Below are 20,463 nucleotides of genomic sequence, written 5' to 3'. Positions count from 1 at the left end.
ATTCGTGTCTCGGCGATCGCCGCCAAATTGCGGAATTATGAGAATTTAGACTGCGCTTTTGATACATAACTTATTATAATCAAGCCCATTAGTTTGAACTTACTAAAGTCAAAACGATACTTATTTTAAAATTCACTTTTTTACTCACCCATGCTAACGATGCCCACTGCGAATACTCAATGGTCACTGCAAGAAAAAACAATCGCCAAAGAAGCGTTTGAATTATCCTACCGCCGAGAAATTGCCGCAGTGATGGCCGAAGCAAAACGCCAGGCAACCCTCGCCGCAGACCCCGCTGATCTCTGGCAGCTCAATGATTTTTTGAGTGCCCGGCGGCATTATCTAGATGGCAAATACGATTTCAGCCCTGAAAGCCTCGTCTTTACCTTCGCTCAACTCATTAAAGAGGGTTGGTTAGAACTGCAGGAATTAGACGGTTTAGCAGCCGATAAACTCTCAAAAATCCGCATCCTCACCCTAATGTAAGCTCTGGGCTAGGGCCTTGCGACGCGGAATCGCATAGTTTAAAAAGTCCTTCGCCATGATCGTATTGGGAAAAATCGCCCGGGCCTCAGCCAAAAGATCATCTAACGTCAGCTCATTTCCCGGCATATAACGGGGGCTAAAGTGGGTCATGATCAGTTGCTTCACCTGGGCCAAAAGGGCAACCTGGGCGGCCATCGTCGAAGTGGAATGGAGCCGATCAAAGGCCATCTCTGCATCCTTGTGGGCAAAAGTTGCCTCGTGAATTAAGACGTCCGCATCCTGGGCTAACTCCACCGCCGCCTCACAAAAAACAGTGTCGGTACAATAGACCATTTTTCGGCCAATTTCCGGTTGACCACAGAGGTCTGAGCCGTTAATTTTGCGGCCATCATCGAGGGTGACGACTTTCCCTTTTTTGAGGTCGCCATAAATGGGGCCAGGGGGAATCCCCAATTTTTGCGCTTTAGCGAGGTTAAATCTGCCGGGACGATCCTTTTCAGTCACCCGATACCCAAAGGCTGTGACTCGGTGTTTGAGCGGTAAACAGGTCACTTGAAATTCTTTATCTTCGAAGACTAAGCCGGGTTTGACTAAATGTACCCGCAGGCGATCGCCAATGCGCATATAGGAATACTTTTCACAGGCCCGCAGATATTCTTCTAAACCAGGAGGGCCATAGATTTCCAAGGGATGTCCCGTTCCCGCGAGGCCCATGCTGGCGATCAGACCCATTAGCCCAAAAATATGATCGCCGTGCATATGGGTAATAAAAATGCGGCTAATTTGGGACGAACGGAGATCACTACGGAGAAGTTGATGCTGGGTTCCTTCGCCACAGTCAAAGAGCCAAGCCTCGGCCCGCTGCGGTAATCGCAACGCCACACTTGATACATTGCGTGCCCGGGTCGGCACACCAGAACTGGTTCCTAAAAATGTGATTTCCATTCAGGTGATTTCCGTTGAGGCGATCGCCATAATCTACATCCTATCCATCATAAATCTTCCCCAGAAGCAAAGTTGCCAAAAAAATCCTCCCTCAAGGGAGGTGGCCGCTAGGCCTGAGGGTGATATCCCTGTAGGGGAATTTCAGTAGGCTACTGGCTAACCCACCCGTTCGGCTGAGCGTTCGACTGAGCTCACGCCGAAGTCTCACGTCGAAGCCTAGCCCCTCCCAGGAGGGGATAATTGGCTGATGTTTCGGAAAAGCTCCCCCCTAAATCCTCCCTTGAGGGAGGTGCCGCAGGCGGAGGGTGCCACTCCCCTTGAGGGGAGCTAGATGGGTGTTCGTTACTTATTGGCCTGAGCCCAAACGCGAGTAGGAAGACCCCAAATATAAATAAACCCTTCCGCCGACTCGTGGTTAAACTTGTCATCGGCCCCGTAGGTTGCCAGATCCGGCGTGTAAATTGATTTCTCAGAACGACGACCGACGATCCGCGCTGTTCCTTTGTGAAGTTTGAGGCGCACAACGCCCGTAACCCGTTCCTGAGTTTGCTCGATAAACGCATCTACGGCTTGCTTCAGGGGCGAGAACCACAGACCCCGATAAATCAACTCGGAATAAGTCTGCTCCATGCCGCGCTTATATTGGGTCACATCGGCGGTGAGGGTTAAACTTTCCAAATCGCGGTGGGCATCCACCAGGACACACATCGCCGGAGATTCATAGATTTCGCGGGATTTAATGCCGACCACACGGTTTTCGATCATGTCAATCCGGCCAATGCCATGGTTTCCGACGATCTCATTCAACTTAGAAATTAAAGCCACCGGGCCAAGGGCTTCGCCATTCACCGTCACTGGGACGCCTTTTTCAAAGCTAATCTCTAAATATTCTGGTTCATCGGGGGTGTCAGAAATAGCTTTCACCATTTCAAAAACCTCTTCGGGGGGTTCGCACATCGGATCTTCGAGGGGGCCAGCCTCAATACTGCGACCGAGCAGGTTTTTATCAATACTAAACGGCGAAGATTTTTTCACGGGGAAGGTCAGCCCATATTGTTCACCATAGGTAATCGCTTCTTCCCGGCTCATGCCCCATTCCCGCGCTGGTGCGAGCACTTTGATTTCTGGGTTTTGCGCCAAAATCCCCAGGTCGAAACGTACTTGGTCATTCCCTTTCGCGGTACAACCGTGGGCAACGGCATCAGCCCCATATTTTTCGGCGGCCCGGACGAGCATTTTCGCAATGAGGGGACGCGCTAAAGCGGTGGCGAGGGGATAGCGATTTTCGTAGAGGGCATTGGCTTTAATCGCGGGGAAAGCGTAATCGGTAATAAATTCTTCGCGGCCATCTTCAACGAGGGAAACTACAGCCCCAGAATTTAAGGCTTTTTGTTTAATTGGGCCTAGCTCCTCGCCTTGTCCTAAATCTGCGGCAAGGGTAATTACTTCCTTGACGCCCCATTCGTGCATGAGATAGGGAATACAAACGGATGTATCGACACCGCCGGAATAGGCGAGGACAACTTTTTCTGCGCGACCCATAGTTTAAATACCGTATATAGATGAATCAAGGCAGATTATAGCTTGACATTGCCCTGGAAAAAGCTTGAAAAAACCGGACTTTTGCTGCTATCACAAAATGCTGACACGCTCGGTTGTGATTGTCTTCTTTCTGGAGAGAACACCCTCCGGCCTTCGACCACCTCCCTCAAGGGACACCCCTCTAACTCCCCTGCGAGGGGAGAACTTTTTTTTGGGGGTGGGTGAGGAGCCAGGTTTTGATAGTTTCGGCGATCGCCTCTGGGTGATTTTGGGCATCGTATTCGCTGAAACGGAGGAAAGAAACGCCTAGAGCTTCGAGTTTGGCTTGGCGATAAGCGTCTCGTTCTTGGGCGGCGAGGCTATCGTGGCTACTGCCGTCGATTTCGATGGCGAGCATCCAGTCCTTGCAATAAAAGTCAACGATAAATTGGTCGATGGGGCGTTGGCGCAGAAAGCTGACACCGAGGATTTGTTTTTTGCGGAGGTGTTGCCAGAGGATTATTTCGCCTTTGGTCATGGTTTTGCGGAGTTGGCGGGCGCGTCCGACGAGATGTTTGTTGTAGGGCAGAATTTTACGGCGCATGGGAAGGATGGTTTTTCTTGTAATCTTACGTTCTACTTTTTTTTGGGACAGCCCTCTAGGGATACCACCCTCCGGTCTTCGACCACCTCCCTCAAGAGAGGATTTTTAGAACTTTCCGGAACACCGGCCAATTATCCCCTCCTGGGAGGGGTTGGGGTGGGTTGAGCAGTAACCTATTGAGAACACCTCTCTAACTCCCCTGGGGTAACCCCCCCTCTGCCTGACGGCATCTCCCCCCGAAGGGGAGATCTATTTTTTTGGGGGGTGATAGGAAAAGAAAGTGGGTGGGTAATTTAGGGTTAACGGATACATGATTCCGGTTGAGGCCGGGATAAGGAGATGCCCCCAAATGAAAAATTTCACTTTTAAGCTTCTGCAACAACTCAACAAGAAGAAAGCTGACAAAGGTTTTACTCTGATTGAACTGCTCGTTGTAATCATCATCATCGGTATTCTGTCTGCTATCGCCCTGCCCGCATTCTTGAACCAAGCCGCTAAAGCCCGTCAGTCCGAAGCGAAACAAGCTCTTGCTTCTTTGAATAAAGCTCAGCAGGCAGCCTATTTAGAAGATCAAACATTTGCTACTAACATTGCTGCTCTTGGTTTAGGTCTTGCCAACGAAACAGAAAACTACTCTTACGGTGATGCTGCTGCACAAAATAATGGTAGTTTTTCTAGTCCTGCTAATAGTAATGCCACAATGTTTGCGACCGCAGCAGATGCTCAAGCTGTTAAAGACTATTTAGGTGCTGCTGCTGTGTTTACAGAGAACGGTAACACAACGACAACAACATCTATTTGTGAAGAAGTCGATCCTACTCTTGTTCCTGGTCTTCCTGCAGCTAGCTTTTCTACTACTGGTAGTGCTGAAGGGGCAATCACTTGTCCTAATGACGGCACTACTAGTATCGAACTTGGTGACAGTAACTAAGAGAATACTCTCTGCTAAATTTCCGATAACATAGATTAATTCAGGATCATTACTGATATTCAAGTCAGAAAAATATTTTTTGACAAGCCAGCTTTTAAAAGATACAAGAGCTGGCTTTTTGGTTTGATAATTTCGAGTTATTAAAACTATTTTTTAGAAGTAGTCAGTTTTTTTGAAATAAATACAATATGGTTGATAAATTTAATCATATGCATACTAAAAAAGCTCAAGACAAAAAATTAAATAACTTGAATTATATTCAAGGATTAACACTAATTGAACTATTAATCTCAATACTAATTGTTGCAATTCTGGCACTAATAGCCTGGCCTGCATACTTGGGATTTTCAGCCAAGGCACGACAAACAGAAGCACGAAATGTTTTAGGTATTGTTAATCGTAGTCAACTCGGTTTTTATCAAGAAAATAGTCGTTTTGCTGACTCTATTTCTGAACTTATTTTTGGGATTAGGGTCGTCAGTGATAATTACAGCTATACAAATGTCTACTCTGGCGGAACACCAGGATTAACTGAGAATACCGCAATTCCCTATGCAACATATTTATTTGCAAATCCCCAAGATCCTTTAGCAGTTAAAAATTATGCTGGTGGTGTTGTTTTATATGTCAACAATGGTGTTGTTACCCTAAAGTCTATCGTCTGCGAAGAACAAAGTACTGCTGCTAATATTACCCTAGAAGTGATTGATGGTTCTGGTAGTTTTAGCACCGGGGGTATGCAACTAAACCCCGATGCGATTACCGATGCCGATGCCGTCCGCTGTGACGGCACCCACTACAAAACTGTTCTCACAGACCGCTAATCTTTTGCTACTTTGTTGAAATTTAAAGTTTTTGTTTTTCCTATAGAGACACTTCTCTAGCTCCCCTTAATGGGAGGATTGCACACTCCGGTCTTCGACCACCTCCCTCAAGGGAGGATTTTTTACTCGTTCATGTTGCGGTACGTGGCGACGGCAGAAGGCGAAATACGATTCAGATAACGGAAAATCCAATACTTTAAGACCGTATCCAGAATTACAGGGAATGTTGCAATAAAAAGAAAATTAAAATCTCGGCTCTCCGCAATACCAAAATGTTTTGCCACATTTTCGAGGATAATTTCCCAGCCATGGGGGGAGTGATAGCCCACAAAAATATCCGTAAACAAAATAATAAGAAATGCCTTTGCTGAGTCGCTAAGGCCATAGACAATCTCATCTAAAAAGCCCTTTAACATCGCAATTTCGCGCTTACTGATTAACAAAATCCCCACAAAAGCAAAGAAGCTAAAAATATCTGAAAAAATGTTTTCGTAAGCATTGTAACTTTCGGCGCGATAATCCTGGGCAATTTCCGTCGCTTTTTCTTGGATTTTTTCAGTGATTTCTGCCTCTGTGAGAGCTGGCGCTAACCCTACCAACTGCCGCATTTCTAAAGTTGCTCGGTAATGCTCTAATTCCTCAAAAGCTTCATTTTCAAGATCGGAATTTACGAACAATGCCGGGCTTGCCTCTGTGAAAAAATGCTCTTCCACGAAGGGCGTAATCGCAATTTTCGCCAACTGATGCACCAACAAGGGCACAATCACGAGGGTAAGGAGAAACCGAATCGAAACAGCGGTTTTGTTGCGCGATCGCCGAAATTTTGTGACTACTTCTGCTTCTGCTTCGTTGGACTTGGGATCGATCTCCCGCTGGATTCGGGAGAATGTCCGCATGATGGAGCGGGGTACGAGACCAGTTTTGTCCGACACCGTCTCGATCTTGGGTTTGTCATCGGGGCGATCGCCATTGGTTTGGGCAGTCTCGTCATTGAGGGGAACAAGGGCGACGGATTGTTTCGACAGACCACGGCCATAGCGTCCGGTGATTTCGTCAATAAAGCGTAGTTTCTCGATAATCAGGGTCGGCTTGTCGGCGGCATCGGGGTAGTAGATATTGCTCGCTTTTTTTTTGGATTGTTTCTTCGGAGACGGGAACGACAGTATTAAAGGAGCGAAATTCTCGCAGGCGCACCTCGATAATTTTGAGTTGTTTGCGCACTTCCCCTTGGAAATAGCGGATCACACTGTCGCTGTAGTCAGCATTGCGGCCAGAAACGGGTTTGCCACCAAAGTGTTCGAGTTCAATGGCCTGGATATTGAGGGCGGCACGGTAGGCTTGCTCCAGGGCACGGTCTGGGGTGTCGTAAAACCAGCGGCGGGCTTTTTTGATGAAAGTGCTTAGATTCATTGGGTTCAGATTTGCTTGTATGGCCTGGGCAGACACCCACAAACTATTTTTTGGGATTCCCTAATAAGGGCCACCTCTCTAACTCTCCTCTAGGGGCCACTCCTCTAACTCCCCTTAAGGAGAGAAGTTCATCGGTCTTGCCAGCATACCCGCTAACTGTCCCCCTCTTGAGAGGGGTTAGGGGAGTGACACCCTCCGGCCTGATGGCCACCTCCCTCAAGGGAGGATTTTTTTGTGTGTTTTATGTTAGGTCAATATTGTAAAAGAATTGTTAGGCACAAACGGGGGTCTGATGGGGGCAATTTGGTTACGGGGTCAGTCGCGCTCTGGGAAAACGACGGCATTGGTGGCGCGGCTAAAAGCTTGGGTGGCAGGGCAGGATCCCCAGGCGGTATTGGTGCCGGGATTATTGGTCTTGGCGGCGAATAATCAAAATCAGCGGCTGCTGGCGGACTTGATTCACCAAGAAATTCGCGGCAGCTATCCTTTTGTGAGTAAAACCCCAGTGGCGTTCATGGCCGATGAGGTAGAGCTATTTTTCCCATTAATCTGTGAACAGTTGGCGATCGCCCCTCCATTTCCCCTGCGGTTGCGGCCAGAGATGGAACAAAAGTTAGCGCGGGAACTGTGGGCCGACACCCTAGCTACCTGGGAATTACTGCCCAATGAGCGGTTTCAAAATCGTCTGGTGCGACGGCTATTGGATATTTTGCTGCTGGCGGGGGCGGCGGGCATTGCCCTAGAAGAGATTCCCCAGCGGCTGATAGCTGGACAGTTATCCCTACTGACAGGCACGGTGGCCATTGGTGCAGAGACAAACCTCCAAGAATTTACAGAAACGGCAGGAAAACTGATCCAACAGTGGCGGGATTGGTGCTTAGGACGAGGTTTTCTCACCTATGGCATTATTTACAATCTCTACGGGCAATATTTACTCAAAAATGAACAATATCAAGCTTCCCTAGGGCAACGGTTTGGGGCAATTTTCGCCGATGATGGCCAAGATTATCCGGCGATCGCCAAGGATTTAGCGGACATTTTATTAAATCAAGGTTGCACCGGAGTCTTTACAGAAAATCCCGTTGGGAGAATTCGCCTCGGTTTGAGCGGTGATCCTGATTATTGGAGCCAATTGGCGCAACGGTGCAAGGTGATTCACCTAGAACGACCAGCGGGCCTGGGGGCGACCCTCACAGCGCAAATTCAAAAGACCGTGACCCAACCCCAGTTTGGGGGACAACTACCCGCCACTATCCAATCCATTCAAACCATTTCTCGCGCCCAACTGCTGACACGGGTTGGTGAACAAATTCAATTTTTAGTGAAAGACCAGGGGATTGCGCCAGCAGACATTGCGATTATTGCGCCTGGGTTAGATGAGGTCGCCCGTTATACCTTGATGGAAAGCCTGGCCGTTGCCGAAATTCCCCTGGAACCCCTGCGGGAACAGCGGCCCATTGCAAGTTCTCCCTGGGGGCGATCGCTGCTGACTTTGTTGGCGTTAATTTATCCCGGTAGTGGACGGCTAATCCAGAGCCAAGCTGTGGCGGAAATGCTCATGATGCTATCCCAGACCGCCAGCGAAAAGCCATTAATCGATCCCGTGCGGGCTGGTTTGTTGGTGGATTATTGTTTCCAGCCCGACCCGGAGCGGCCCCAACTGCTCCCAGCAACGACGATGCCCAGGGGCGATCGCCTCGGTTATCAAACCACCCAAGCCTACGAAGCCATCCGCCAGTGGATCGAGCAAACCCAAGCAACCCATCAAATTACGCCCCAGGGCATTTTGCAGACCCTAAACCAGGCAATCCAAACCTTTTATCTGCAAAAACTGGCCCCCAGCTATGGCCAACTGGCAACCCTGCGGGAACTCAGCGAGACCGCCCAGCACTTTTGGCAATGTGGCGATCGCATAGGGAGTCAAGACACAACGACAGCCCAGCTCGCTGACCTGCTGCAACTAATCCAAGCAGAAACCATTACCGCCAATCCGCGCCCCCAGTACAACTTTAACCACCAACCCCCCAATTCCATTACCCTCGTCACCATCTTTCAATACCGCTCCGCCCGTCGCCATCACCCCTATCAGTTTTGGCTGGATGCGGGATCACGTCTCTGGGAAAAAGGCGGTGCCGCAACTTTGTTTGGCTACGGTGTGTTTCAACGCAATTGGCAAGGGGAGCCTTGGTCTCTGGCGCTCGAACAACAAGGCGATCGCCAACGGCTTCAGGATATTATCCAAGACCTCCTGGCCCGCGCTGATACCCAAATTTATCTGTGCCACAGTGATTTTGGCACCAATGGCAGTGAACAGCTTGGCCCCCTCTATCCCCTCATCCAAGCCACCCAAGAATGCTTCCAATCCTCCCTTGAGGGAGGTGGCCGCTAGGCCGGAGGGTACCTTCTCCCCTGCGAGGGGAGTTAGAGGGGTGTCTTTCCCCTGGAGCTAACACTCCCCTAACCCCTCTCAAGAGGGGAACAGTTGGTGGGTATACTGGCGAGTCCTATGAACTTCTCCCCTATGAGGGGATCTAGAGGGGTGTCCCTTGAGGGAGGTGGCCGCCAGGCCGGAGGGTGCCATTCTCCCCTATGAGGGGAGCTAGAGAGGTGTCATTCATGATTGTTCGCTGACATCCATGTAACAAACCCTTTACAGGGGATTGCTTCTCAAAAATAAGCTGATCTAAGTTAAAAGCAGCCTATGATACAGTATCTCGACAGTCTGCATGAATTCTTTTAAAATGTAGGCTTCAATACAACAAAACGCCAAAATAATCTATCCCCCTATCGGAAAAAATTATAGGGAAGCAGAGATCTTATTTCTGGTGTATTCTTCGTCCTTTAAGTTATTCCTTAGGTAACTCCCGTGGTTTCAACAACTTCCCCCGCAGCAACTGAGACTGCTGTCCGTTCAGAGGTTCGTTCCGGTGCATATATTTTGATCGATAGCCTCAAGCGCCATGGTGTCGAATACATTTTTGGCTATCCCGGTGGTGCGATCCTGCCCATCTACGATGCCCTACACCCAGTGGAAGAACGGGGAGAAATTAAGCACATCCTTGTGCGCCACGAACAGGGAGCTTCCCATGCCGCCGATGGCTATGCCCGCGCGACTGGCAAAGTGGGGGTTTGTTTTGGTACCTCTGGCCCTGGGGCGACAAACCTCGTCACGGGGATTGCCACAGCCCATATGGACTCAATCCCCATGGTCGTGATTACAGGCCAAGTCACCCGCGCGGCGATCGGTACAGATGCCTTCCAGGAGACGGATATTTTTGGCATTACCCTACCCGTAGTGAAACATTCCTACGTAGTGCGGGATCCGAAGGATATGGCTCGGATCGTTGCCGAAGCCTTTTACATTGCAAGCACAGGTCGGCCTGGCCCTGTATTAGTGGATGTCCCCAAGGATGTCGGCCTGGAATTGTGTGAATATATTCCCGTTGAACCCGGTGATGTGGATATCCCTGGTTACAAACCCCGCACCGAAGGAGATACCTCCAAAATTGGGGAAGCGGTACGTCTAATTTCTGAATCCCGCAAGCCATTGCTTTACGTCGGGGGCGGTGCCATTACCTCTGGTGCCCACGCAGAAATTAAAGAATTAGCTGAACAGTTCCAAATTCCGGTGACCACAACCCTAATGGGCTTGGGCGCTTTTGATGAGCATAATCCCCTTTCCGTGGGGATGCTCGGTATGCATGGTTCGGCCTATGCCAACTTCGCCGTGAGTGAATGTGATCTTTTGATTGCGGTGGGTGCCCGTTTCGATGACCGGGTGACGGGGAAATTAGATGAGTTTGCCTCGGAAGCGAAGGTGATTCACATTGATATTGACCCCGCTGAGGTGGGTAAAAATCGTTTACCGGAAGTCGCCATTGTTGGTGATGTGCGCCATGTGTTGATTGAAATGTTGCAACAGCTAGGCGGCAAGGGTTTACCCCTCGGTAATAAGCCCACGGAAGAATGGCTGGATAAAATTCAAGGCTGGAAAGAAAAACATCCTTTGGTCGCGCCTCGCTTTGCGGATTCGATCTCGCCCCAGTCGGTGATCGTGGAGTTAGACCGCCAGGCTCCCCATGCCTACTACACGACGGATGTGGGTCAGCACCAGATGTGGGCGGCTCAGTTCCTGAAAAATGGCCCCCGCCGCTGGATTTCTAGTGCGGGCTTGGGCACCATGGGCTTTGGCCTTCCGGCGGCCCTAGGGGCAAAGGTGGCGATCGCCGACGAAGAGGTGATTTGTATCAGTGGCGATGCGAGCTTCCAGATGTGTTTACAGGAGCTGGCAACCCTGGCCCAATATCAAATTAAAGTAAAGACGGTGATCCTCAACAACGGCTGGCAGGGGATGGTGCGCCAGTGGCAGCAAAACTTCTATGGTCAGCGCTATTCTTCCTCCAATATGGAAGCGGGGATGCCGAACTTTGAACTGCTCGCCCAAGCCTTTGGGGTGAAGGGGATGGTGGTGGATCATCCGGATGATCTGTCAGGGGCGATCGCCGAAATGTTGGCCCACGATGGCCCAGTGTTGTTGGATGTGCGGGTGAAAAAGGACGAAAACTGTTATCCGATGGTCATCCCCGGCAAGAGCAATGCCCACATGATGGGTTTACAAGAGTCCTCTGGAAAGGCTGAATAATTTTTTCCCAGTGAAATAATAAAGAGATAAATGCCAGGAGTCGGGCTTTGCCTTGCTCCTTTTTTGTGGCTCGATTAGGATATAAGCCGCAGCGAATAGGGCAATTTTTAAGGATGGCTGAACTGGTTTTACATTGGCATCGGCGAGATTTGCGGCTACAGGATAATGTCGCCTTGGCAGAAGCACGGCAACAGTCGGCCAAGGTGGTCGGCATTTTCTGCCTCGATCCGGCCATTTTAGAAAAAGAAGATGTGGCTCCGGCGCGGGTGAAATATCTGTTAGCGTGCCTAACAGAATTGGCAGAAAATTACCAAAAAGCGGGCAGTCAACTGCTGATTTTCCAGGGGAATCCCCTAGAAGTCTTGCCCAAAGTTGCAGAATCTCTCAAAGTCCATACGGTCTACTGGAATCTAGACGTGGAACCCTATGCCCAACAGCGAGATCACCAGATGGCGATCGCCTTGCGTGAGGTGGGAGCCAAGGTAGAAACCTTTTGGGATCAGCTCCTCCATGCCCCAGGGAAAGTCTTCACCCAGTCGAAAAAGCCCTACAGCGTGTATTCGCCGTTCTGGAAAAACTGGTCACAAAAGCCCAAAGCCGTCCCCGTTAAGGCCCTCAAAGATTGCCAAGGGCTGAGTGATGCAGAACAGAAATTAGCGAAAGACCTAGGGGCGATCGCCTTACCGAGTTTGGCTGATCTGGGCTTCAGTTGGGATAAACCATTTACTGTACCCGTGGGGGAAGCGGCCAGCCTGGAGCAATTAGATAGATTTACCGAGAATTTGATTGAAAAATACGATGGCGATCGCAACTTTCCGGCGATCGATGGCACCTCTCGCCTTAGTGCCGCGTTGAAATTTGGGGCGATCGGTATTCGGACGGTTTGGCAAGCCACAGAAACGGCCCTAAAACATTGCCGCAGTAAAGAAGCAGAAGCTGGCGTCACCACCTGGCAGCAGGAATTAGCCTGGCGAGAATTTTATCAACACTGTCTCTTTTTCTTTCCGGAACTTGCCCAGGGGCCATACCGGGAAGAGTTTAAAGACTTTCCCTGGGAAAATGACGAGCAGAAATTTCAAGCTTGGTGCACTGGTCAAACGGGCTATCCGATTATTGATGCAGCGATGCGCCAACTCAATGAAACGGGCTGGATGCACAACCGCTGTCGGATGATTGTTGCTAGTTTTCTCACCAAGGATTTGATTATCGATTGGCGTTGGGGCGAGAAATATTTTATGCAAACCCTCGTTGATGGTGATCTCTCGGCGAATAATGGCGGTTGGCAGTGGAGTGCTTCCAGCGGCATGGATCCTAAACCCCTGCGAATTTTTAACCCCTACACCCAAGCTCAAAAATTTGACCCCGAAGCAGACTACATTCGCCACTGGTTGCCAGAGCTCAGCGGTTTGGATACCCAGGTTTTACTCACGGGCCAAATTCCCCGTTTACTCTGTCAGCAGCATGATTACCCAGAGCCGATTGTGGAACACCGGGTACGCCAGCGGGAATTTAAGCGGCTCTACAAATTAGTCAAAGACAAAGCCTAAACAAAACGGGTGAGATTAACGCGATAACGTTCTTTTTTGGTCATGTTGATCTCGCCAACTTCGACGCGGCCTTTGCCCCTGAGGGAAATCAGATCGCCCGCTTTGACGTTGTAGCTGCTTTGGGTAATGGTTTTCCAGTTAACCCGCACATTCCCGCTGGCGATCGCCTCGGCCATTTTTGCCCGGGACATCCCCAACCCAGCCGAACCAATGGCATCCAAACGGAGGGACGCTTCGACGGTAGTGAGTTCTTTCTTTTTCGGGGGGCGTACTTTTAATTCTTCGAGGGGAATCGGCCGCGTTTTCACTGGTACGGAGCGCACCTGCACTAGGGATGTTTCTAAAAAGGGCACGAGTTCCGGAATGACCAAAGCCTGGGCACCGCGATCGCCTAAGACGAGAATGTCACCGACTTTGTCCCGCACGAGCCCGGTACCGAGGAGCGAACCCAGGAAATCTCGGTGGGTCGCCGTATCAAACAAAAAATTACCGGCAATGTCCAAGGCGGCAATTTCTACATGGCTGGCATCGAGGGGAATTTCTTCGCGGGCGATCGCCAACCGTTGCCGTTCTGCTTGGGGGTAGCCGCCCCCATGGATAACCTGGACTTCCGTGAGCTTGCCAAAAATTTCTAAGGCTTCGTAGAGCACCGGCGGCGAGAGAAAATCCGTCTGGACAATTTCCCAAGTGCGAATCGCCTGATCCGCTTGGTCGAGCAGCCGACTGAGTTCTGCACGGTTTTCAACGCCCTTGAGCAAATCATCCTTCGGTAAATTCATAGGCTGGGAAAAGGCGATCGCCAAATAACAAAATAGAATTTCTAGTGGAAAAACACCATCGCTCGATCATACCAAACCACCCCGTCGCCAATGCCTAAACGGTCGGGAAACCCTCCGTTTACAAACCCCAATCAAGCCATAATAATGAAAACAGTTCATTTACTCTCCTAGGAATTTCTGTGGCTATTTTTGATTGGTTCCGGCGCAAGACAACTGACAAATCCCAAGACACCTCTGAACCAACCGTTACAGAAAAACAGGTGCCAGAATCCCCCACGGAGGAAGCTGCTGCCCCCGAACCTGAGACGCCATCAACCCCAGAAATTGACTACCTAAACTGGGCGAAATCCGCTTACAAAAATATCCAAGCAAAAAAGGGTATTGAAACAACTGAGACCCCTCAACCTGAAGCCACAGAACCCCAGGAGCCAGAACTAGAATCAACGCCTGCTGAAACTGAACCAGAAACACCAGCCCCCGAACCAACGGCAGAAGCTCCAGAAACGGCTCCAGAAACAATCGAAGCAATTACTCCTCAACCGGAAGCCCCAGCAGAAGCAGTTTCCCCAGAACCAGACAGTGAACCAACCGAGGTTGAAGCCGCCGCAACCGTCGCGCCCGTTGCCCCAGAACCAGAGCCGGAAGTAATTGCTGCCGAAGTAGAGAGTACCCCAGATAGCGAGACAGTAGCGGAACCAGAACCGGAAACTACCCCAGCAACGCCTGCTTGGATGCAAAAGTCCGACGGCCTCGAAAAGCTCAAAGAAACGGCGATCGATACGGAAGGACTAGAGTTTGACGAAAATTTCCTTTGGTCTGCCAAGGTGCTTGCTGATCAAGGCCGTGATGCCAGTGATATTTCCCTCGAAGAAATTGAATGGCTCAAAAAGCTCCGGGATGGTCTCGGTAAAACCCGCCGTAGTTTGGTCAATCAACTCAAGGCTGTGGTGGGTCAAGGGCCGCTCAATGACGAAGCAGTCTTAGAAATTGAATCGCTCCTACTCCAGGCTGATGTGGGCATTGAGGCCACCGATTACATTATCGAAACCCTCCAGGAACGACTCCGCCAGGAAGCACTGCCTCCCGAAGCGGCGATCACCTATCTCAAAGAAATCCTCCGGGATATCCTCGACAAACCCCTGGCGAAATTACCCAGTACCGAATTTGCTCCCGAAGCCGACAAGCTCAATGTCTGGATGCTCACTGGCGTCAACGGTGCCGGTAAAACCACCACCATCGGTAAACTGGCCCACCTTGCCAACCAATCGGGTTATCGCTGCGTCATTGCTGCTGCTGATACCTTCCGGGCCGCTGCCGTCGAACAGGTAAAAGTCTGGGGCGAAAGAACTGACACTCCTGTAATCGCCAACCCCGGTAAAAATACTGATCCCGCAGCGGTGGTTTTTGATGGTATTACCGCCGCCCAAGCACGGCAGGCACAAATTTTGCTCGTGGATACGGCTGGCCGCTTACAAAATAAGAAAAACTTGATGGATGAACTGGCGAAAATCCGGCGGATTGTCGATAAAAAAGCTCCCGATGCCCAGGTGGAATCCCTCTTAGTCCTAGATGCAACCCTCGGCCAAAATGGTCTACGGCAAGCCCAAGTTTTCTCGGAAGCGGCAAAACTCAGTGGCGTTGTCCTGACAAAATTAGATGGCACGGCCCGGGGCGGTGTTGCTCTGGCGGTGAGCCAACAACTCGGTTTACCAATTCGCTTTATCGGCGCTGGGGAAGGGATTGAAGATCTCCGGCCCTTCTCTAGTTATGAATTTGTTGAAGCGCTGCTGGATGGCTAGACTCCAGTAAAGTCAAAAATCTTGAGAGGCGGCTATTTGCATTAAGCAACTGCCTTTTTTTGTGGCTTGTAGAATAGCTTTTGTCACAAAGGATTTAGGCAGATGAAAAATCCCAGTATGCTAAAGGTTAATTCGGCCAGTGCGCAGCAGTTGGTAACCGGAGGTCATGGAGGCAAGGGAAATAAAGAGTTGCCAGAGACTGACAGGGGTGAGAACCGCGCGTCCCCCTGCAAAAATCAAAAGAATTGAGGCCCCAATTAAAATCCAACCCAATGTACGGTTGTTTTCTGGGAGGGTGAAGAGGGAAACGACACCACCAGCCAGGGTCATGACGGCAAGATCGGCAGAAATACCACGCCAAAAAGAATAGCGATAGCCGCCGGTTGTGAAAAAGATATTTTTACCCAGAAAATAAATGCCCAAAAGAATCAAGCCAAGGCCGATCAATTTACCGAGAAATTTCATTGTTTTTTGTTCCTAGCAATGCTTTAGTGTAGCGAATACCATGATTCATCTGATTTATTCTGATCAATTTCTTGACCATGACACGGGGCGCTCCCACCCAGAAAGTCCGCGACGGTTAACGGCGATCGCCCAAGCCCTGAGAACAGTCTCCTGGGCGAACCAAATTCAGTGGCACGAACCAACGGCGATCACCTTTCGAGATCCTTTGCCCTGGGTGCGCCAATTGCATGACGACTACTATTTGAAAGAACTGCAAAAATTGGCAGAGTCTGGCGGTGGCTATTGGGATCCGGATACTCCTGTTTCACCCCAAAGTTTTAATGTGGCGCTTTTGGCGGTGAATGTCTGTTTGGATGGGGTCGATTTAGCGTTTACAACGAAGGAGCCTGTCTTTGCCTTGGTGCGGCCCCCTGGCCATCACGCCACCCGCAGCACTGGGATGGGATTTTGTCTGCTGGGAAATGTGGCGATCGCCGCCCACTATGCCCTGGGTTTAGCGGGGGTTCAAAAAGTGGCGATCCTCGATTGGGATGTCCACCATGGCAACGGCACAGAATATTTAGTCGAGGAAAATCCCCAGATTGTCTATTGTTCTCTCCATCAGGATCCGGCTTATCCGGGCACTGGCCAGGCTCACCATCACGGTCGCCACCAAAATATTTTAAATATTCCCCTCAAACCAGGTGCAGATCGAAGGATCTATACCCAAAAGTTCCAGGACGTGGTTTTACCTTACTTGCAAAAGTTTCAGCCGGATCTATTAATTGTCAGTGCGGGCTACGATGCCACCGCGAAAGATCCCTTAGCAGGAATGAATCTCCAACCCCAGGATTACAAAACTTTTAGCGAATTTTGCCAGCAGTTACCTTGTCCAATGATGTTTGCCCTGGAAGGGGGCTATCATCTCCAAACCTTGGCAGAATCGGTGGTGGCCACCCTCGAACCCTTTGTTCAGTAAGGACAATGAATTTCTCCCAGCAGAGCCGGACATTGCGCCCCCGTCACCTTCGGCAGATTTCCCGGAAATTCCTGAACGCGCCAGTAGGCTAATACCGCAAAGGCGATCGCCTCTTTTGCATCATGGTTTAAGCCTAGGTTGTCGGTGCTTCTGACGGGAATCTGATTTCCGAAGGCGGCCTGTAAGCGTTCTCTGAGATAACTATTTCGACATCCACCCCCACAGAGAAAAATTTCATCGGGCAGTTGCGGTAAAAAGAGTTCGTAGTTTTGCTGCACCGTTAAGGCTGTAAATTCTGTCAAACTCGCCAACCAATCCGCCTCTGTAAGCTGGAAATCCTGGGCGTCACGCCAGCATTGTTCGAGGAAATCGACACCAAAATATTCCCGACCCGTAGACTTAGGCGGTAGTTGTTCAATGAAAGGATCGGCTAGCCAGCGCTCTACCAAACCTAAATGGGGGGTCCCCTGGGATGCCCAAATGCCATCTTGATCGTAGGCTTGGGCACCGTTGGTTAACTTTTGAATCGCTAAATCTAATAGCACGTTACCGGGGCCAGTATCCCAACCGATCACGTAATTTTCCCAATCGGCCTGATTTTTTGGCGGTAAATAGGTGACATTGCCAATGCCCCCTAGGTTTTGAATACAGCGGTGTTTTGTTGAGTCAGCTAGAAGGTAAGCATCAACCTTCGGCACAAGCGGTGCGCCCTGTCCTCCGGCGGCAAGATCGGCCCGACGAAAATTACTGACTGTTTTAATTTTAGTTTGTTGGGCGATCGCCTCACCACGCCCCAGTTGCCAACTCAAACCCAAGTTGCCGTTGGGGGGACGATGGAAAATAGTTTGTCCGTGGGAGCCAATTAACTCTGCTTTGCCGTAGCGTTCCTGGAGTTGCCTCGCCGCAGTGGCAAAACTGTGGGCAATTTCGTCATCGAGGGCGGCGAATTCAAAGGCACTGAATTTTTCTCCGGCACAAACCGCGAGGATTTTTTCCCGGAGTGGGGGCGCGTAGGAATAGGTCGTAAAGCCGAGTAATTCAATCTCGATGGCGTCAGCTTCCCCCTGAATCTCCACCAGAGCCGCATCAATGCCATCTACCGAAGTGCCGCTCATTAAACCAATTACCCGCATAGATTCTTTTCCCCAAAAGGCGATCGCCACTTTATTATCACCCAACCTTTAAGAGGGGATTTATAAAGTAAATCTTAAGCGGTTATATCTACCGCGAAGTAATGGTCTTAAGCGATGTAGGACGCTTGATCTACATGGCGACGAATGAAGCCAAATCCCTTATCCAGTCTTGATTTAATTTTTTCTTTATAAACAGGCTCTAAGATGCAGAAATTCTCTATTTCGATGAAGCGTTGGAGCCGATCCGTCACAATAGAAGAATTGTCCATGTTTTAGAATCACACACCTGCTATGGCTGCTCCCTCTCGCTTGCGCCGACTTCTGGCCTACCTCAAACCCTATCAACGGGACATTTGGCTAGGGATTGGCGCCCTCATTCTTGTCAATGGCCTGGGCGTTTATCTGCCGATTATCCTCAGTAACACAGTAGATTCGCTCCAAACAGATATCGGTCTAGGCAATTTAACCCGTGCTGTTTTGTTAATGTTGCTCCTCGCCTCAGTCATGTGGGGCATCCGGATGCTCTCCCGCGTGGCGATTTTTGGTGTGGGTCGGCAAGTGGAATTTGATCTAAAGCAAAAAATTTTCCAACATCTCCTCACCCTAGAGCCCGCATATTTTGCCAGTCAATCCTCCGGAGATTTAATCAACCGGGCCACCAGTGATGTGGATAATGTGCGTCGTCTCCTGGGTTTTTCCGTGCTTAGTCTAGCCAATACGGTGTTTGCCTACGCGATGACCTTACCAGTGATGTTGTCGCTCCATGGCAAGCTTAGCGTGATGGCGATCGCCGTTTATCCAGCCATGTTACTCACGGTACAACTGTTTAGTGGTCGCTTGCGGGACGAACAAAAAGAAGTCCAAGAGGAACTTTCAGAGCTCAGTCAACTGATCCAAGAAGACATGAGTGGCATTTCTTTGATCAAAATCTATGCCCAGGAAGCCAACGAACGCCAAGCCTTTGACAAGCAAAATCAAAAGTTATTACAAGCCAATCTTGGCCTCGCCCGGATTCGGAATCTCCTCTTTCCAATTATTGAAGGAATTTCCTATATCAGCCTATTGATCCTGCTGATCTTTGGGACGAGGGCCATTACCGCTGATGAACTGACGGTGGGGAACTTTATCGCCCTCATCCTATTGGTAGAGCGATTGGTCGTACCAACGGCTCTACTGGGCTTTACGATTACGTCCTATCAACGGGGTGAGGTGAGTATTGATCGCATTGAAGCCATCCTCGACAATCAACCCCTCATCCAAGACCGCACCACTGCCCATCCCTTGGATCGTCACCAGGTCGAAGGCCAAATTATTGCCAAGCATCTTTCTTTTACTTACCCCGGTGACAATCGTCCGGCCCTAGATGATCTCAATTTCACCATTAACCCCGGTGAAATCATTGCCATTGTGGGGTCTATTGGGGCAGGGAAATCGACCCTTGCTAATGCCCTGCCGCGGCTGATTGATATTGAACCCGGTCAACTGTTCCTCGATGGGCAAGATCTCACTGATATTCGCCTTCAAGATCTACGCCAGGCGATCGCCTATGTACCCCAAGAAAGTTTTCTATTTAGTAGCCAAATCCGTGACAACATCGCCTACGGTTTACCCGGTAGCGACCAACCCGAAATTGAATCCTCAGCCCAACAGGCCCAAATCCACCACGAAATTCTGAACTTTCCAAGGCAATACAACACCCTGGTCGGCGAACGCGGCATCACCCTTTCCGGTGGACAACGCCAGCGTAGCTCCCTGGCTCGCGCCTTTATGATCGATGCCCCTGTCCTCATCCTCGACGATGCCCTCTCTAGTGTGGACAACAAAACCGCCACGGAAATTCTCGACTACCTCTCCCGCTCTCCCCAAAATAAAACCGTCATCTTCATTACTCACCAACTTTCCGCCGCCGCCAAAGGCGATCGCATTTTCGTCATGGATCACGGCAAAATCGTCCAAACAGGCATTCACGAAGAGCTAATTAACCAAGACGGACTATACAAACAACTCTGGGAGCAAAACCAACTCGCTGAAATCCTCACCTAATCGAGAGCAAACGTAGGGAGGTGGTTGTCAAATCCAGATTGATGGGCTTAAGGACTTAAAGTTCCAAATTTTTCCAGCCACCAAACCTCTTGCTCTGAGGGCATTCCAGGGATTTTTCATCCAAATACCGAAAAAAGATTAGAAAAAGGTGTTGACATCTCCGGGTTGTGTGGTTAATATAGTTAAGCGCGGTTGAGAGAGACGCACTGGACCGCCGCCCCGAACCGAGACAAAAGAATAGAATTTGAAAGTGACTATCCGCCCCCTTGTTTTAAACAAGATTATAACAAGTGAGCTGGTTGAGATTGAAACAATCGATACCAAGGAACTTAGTTAAGGATAAAGAGAGCCTTAAAAAACATCTCTTGCTAAAGAC

At 49.9% G+C, this 20,463-nt stretch carries 15 protein-coding genes and 1 pseudogene; 9 read left to right on the top strand and 7 right to left on the bottom strand.

Going from position 1 to position 20,463, the window contains the following annotated elements:
- Positions 1-150 precede the first annotated feature (150 nt).
- Positions 151-486, top strand: coding sequence for a hypothetical protein (locus AWQ22_RS14300; protein ID WP_083993550.1), 336 nt, complete (start codon positions 151-153; stop codon positions 484-486).
- Here the strand turns inward: AWQ22_RS14300 and AWQ22_RS14295 are convergent.
- From AWQ22_RS14295 to AWQ22_RS14285, 3 genes are all read right to left on the bottom strand, one after another.
- A complete protein-coding gene (locus tag AWQ22_RS14295; protein ID WP_030007672.1) occupies positions 478-1,431 on the bottom strand; it encodes a ribonuclease Z in 954 nt (317 codons plus the stop codon). The genes AWQ22_RS14300 and AWQ22_RS14295 overlap by 9 nt on opposite strands.
- Before the next feature lie 342 nt (positions 1,432-1,773).
- On the bottom strand, positions 1,774-2,973 hold the full coding sequence (locus tag AWQ22_RS14290; protein WP_065711534.1) for an argininosuccinate synthase: 1,200 nt from the start codon (positions 2,971-2,973) through the stop codon (positions 1,774-1,776).
- Between the two features lie 181 nt (positions 2,974-3,154).
- Positions 3,155-3,556, bottom strand: coding sequence for an endonuclease domain-containing protein (locus AWQ22_RS14285; protein ID WP_065711533.1), 402 nt, complete (start codon positions 3,554-3,556; stop codon positions 3,155-3,157).
- Positions 3,557-3,905: 349 nt separating this feature from the next.
- On the opposite strand from AWQ22_RS14285, the gene AWQ22_RS14280 reads away from it, so the two are divergent.
- Both AWQ22_RS14280 and AWQ22_RS14275 read left to right on the top strand, forming a co-directional pair.
- Positions 3,906-4,487 (top strand): type IV pilin-like G/H family protein, encoded by a 582-nt coding sequence (locus tag AWQ22_RS14280; RefSeq protein ID WP_084449051.1) that lies wholly within the window; start codon positions 3,906-3,908, stop codon positions 4,485-4,487.
- A gap of 188 nt (positions 4,488-4,675) precedes the next feature.
- On the top strand, positions 4,676-5,311 hold the full coding sequence (locus tag AWQ22_RS14275; protein WP_065711531.1) for a type IV pilin-like G/H family protein: 636 nt from the start codon (positions 4,676-4,678) through the stop codon (positions 5,309-5,311).
- Between the two features lie 122 nt (positions 5,312-5,433).
- On the opposite strand, the pseudogene AWQ22_RS14270 reads toward AWQ22_RS14275, so the two are convergent.
- Positions 5,434-6,721 (bottom strand): annotated as a pseudogene (locus AWQ22_RS14270) (proton extrusion protein PcxA).
- A gap of 292 nt (positions 6,722-7,013) precedes the next feature.
- On the opposite strand from AWQ22_RS14270, the gene AWQ22_RS14265 reads away from it, so the two are divergent.
- The 3 genes from AWQ22_RS14265 (at position 7,014) to AWQ22_RS14255 (ending at position 12,910) form a co-directional block, all read left to right on the top strand.
- A complete protein-coding gene (locus AWQ22_RS14265; protein ID WP_065711530.1) occupies positions 7,014-9,110 on the top strand; it encodes a hypothetical protein in 2,097 nt (698 codons plus the stop codon).
- 477 nt (positions 9,111-9,587) lie between these two features.
- On the top strand, positions 9,588-11,363 hold the full coding sequence (gene ilvB / locus AWQ22_RS14260) for a biosynthetic-type acetolactate synthase large subunit (RefSeq protein WP_065711529.1): 1,776 nt from the start codon (positions 9,588-9,590) through the stop codon (positions 11,361-11,363).
- Positions 11,364-11,476: 113 nt separating this feature from the next.
- The gene (locus AWQ22_RS14255) at positions 11,477-12,910 is read left to right on the top strand and encodes an FAD-binding domain-containing protein (RefSeq protein WP_065711528.1); all 1,434 of its coding nucleotides are present in this window, start codon (positions 11,477-11,479) and stop codon (positions 12,908-12,910) included.
- Here AWQ22_RS14255 and AWQ22_RS14250 read toward each other — a convergent pair.
- Complete coding sequence (locus AWQ22_RS14250) at positions 12,907-13,689, bottom strand: photosystem II S4 domain protein (RefSeq protein WP_065711743.1); 783 nt, start codon at positions 13,687-13,689, stop codon at positions 12,907-12,909. The genes AWQ22_RS14255 and AWQ22_RS14250 overlap by 4 nt on opposite strands.
- Positions 13,690-13,868: 179 nt before the next feature.
- Between AWQ22_RS14250 and ftsY the strand changes: the two genes are divergently transcribed.
- Entirely contained in the window at positions 13,869-15,488 is a 1,620-nt protein-coding gene (ftsY, locus tag AWQ22_RS14245) for a signal recognition particle-docking protein FtsY (RefSeq protein ID WP_198166503.1), read from the top strand.
- A gap of 120 nt (positions 15,489-15,608) precedes the next feature.
- On the opposite strand, the gene AWQ22_RS14240 is transcribed toward ftsY, so the two are convergent.
- Positions 15,609-15,953 (bottom strand): hypothetical protein, encoded by a 345-nt coding sequence (locus tag AWQ22_RS14240; RefSeq protein ID WP_065711527.1) that lies wholly within the window; start codon positions 15,951-15,953, stop codon positions 15,609-15,611.
- A gap of 40 nt (positions 15,954-15,993) precedes the next feature.
- Between AWQ22_RS14240 and AWQ22_RS14235 the strand changes: the two genes are divergently transcribed.
- A complete protein-coding gene (locus tag AWQ22_RS14235; RefSeq protein WP_065711526.1) occupies positions 15,994-16,911 on the top strand; it encodes a histone deacetylase in 918 nt (305 codons plus the stop codon).
- Here AWQ22_RS14235 and AWQ22_RS14230 read toward each other — a convergent pair.
- Complete coding sequence (locus tag AWQ22_RS14230) at positions 16,905-18,044, bottom strand: anhydro-N-acetylmuramic acid kinase (RefSeq protein WP_065711741.1); 1,140 nt, start codon at positions 18,042-18,044, stop codon at positions 16,905-16,907. The two genes, AWQ22_RS14235 and AWQ22_RS14230, sit on opposite strands and share 7 nt — an antisense overlap.
- A 291-nt stretch (positions 18,045-18,335) precedes the next feature.
- Here AWQ22_RS14230 and AWQ22_RS14225 point away from each other — a divergent pair, with 291 nt between their 5' ends.
- Complete coding sequence (locus AWQ22_RS14225; RefSeq protein WP_065711525.1) at positions 18,336-20,087, top strand: ABC transporter ATP-binding protein; 1,752 nt, start codon at positions 18,336-18,338, stop codon at positions 20,085-20,087.
- Positions 20,088-20,463: the final 376 nt, after the last annotated feature.

It is taken from the genome of Picosynechococcus sp. PCC 7117 (assembly GCF_001693275.1).
Taxonomy (GTDB): Bacteria; Cyanobacteriota; Cyanobacteriia; order Cyanobacteriales; family MRBY01; genus MRBY01.
Note: the sequence above shows the minus strand (reverse complement) of the source record. Positions and strands in the feature narration are given on the sequence as shown.

Excerpts from the sequence above, each read along its gene's own strand:
- AWQ22_RS14230 (WP_065711741.1), bottom strand. The coding sequence starts at position 18,044 with ATGCGGGTAATTGGTTTAATGAGCGGCACTTCGGTAGATGGCATTGAT.
- AWQ22_RS14295 (WP_030007672.1), bottom strand. The coding sequence starts at position 1,431 with ATGGAAATCACATTTTTAGGAACCAGTTCTGGTGTGCCGACCCGGGCA.
- AWQ22_RS14300 (WP_083993550.1), top strand. The coding sequence starts at position 151 with ATGCTAACGATGCCCACTGCGAATACTCAATGGTCACTGCAAGAAAAA.
- AWQ22_RS14285 (WP_065711533.1), bottom strand. The coding sequence starts at position 3,556 with ATGCGCCGTAAAATTCTGCCCTACAACAAACATCTCGTCGGACGCGCC.
- AWQ22_RS14225 (WP_065711525.1), top strand. The coding sequence starts at position 18,336 with ATGGCTGCTCCCTCTCGCTTGCGCCGACTTCTGGCCTACCTCAAACCC.
- AWQ22_RS14235 (WP_065711526.1), top strand. The coding sequence starts at position 15,994 with ATGATTCATCTGATTTATTCTGATCAATTTCTTGACCATGACACGGGG.
- AWQ22_RS14255 (WP_065711528.1), top strand. The coding sequence starts at position 11,477 with ATGGCTGAACTGGTTTTACATTGGCATCGGCGAGATTTGCGGCTACAG.
- AWQ22_RS14265 (WP_065711530.1), top strand. The coding sequence starts at position 7,014 with ATGGGGGCAATTTGGTTACGGGGTCAGTCGCGCTCTGGGAAAACGACG.
- AWQ22_RS14250 (WP_065711743.1), bottom strand. The coding sequence starts at position 13,689 with ATGAATTTACCGAAGGATGATTTGCTCAAGGGCGTTGAAAACCGTGCA.
- AWQ22_RS14275 (WP_065711531.1), top strand. The coding sequence starts at position 4,676 with ATGGTTGATAAATTTAATCATATGCATACTAAAAAAGCTCAAGACAAA.
- AWQ22_RS14280 (WP_084449051.1), top strand. The coding sequence starts at position 3,906 with ATGAAAAATTTCACTTTTAAGCTTCTGCAACAACTCAACAAGAAGAAA.
- AWQ22_RS14240 (WP_065711527.1), bottom strand. The coding sequence starts at position 15,953 with ATGAAATTTCTCGGTAAATTGATCGGCCTTGGCTTGATTCTTTTGGGC.
- AWQ22_RS14290 (WP_065711534.1), bottom strand. The coding sequence starts at position 2,973 with ATGGGTCGCGCAGAAAAAGTTGTCCTCGCCTATTCCGGCGGTGTCGAT.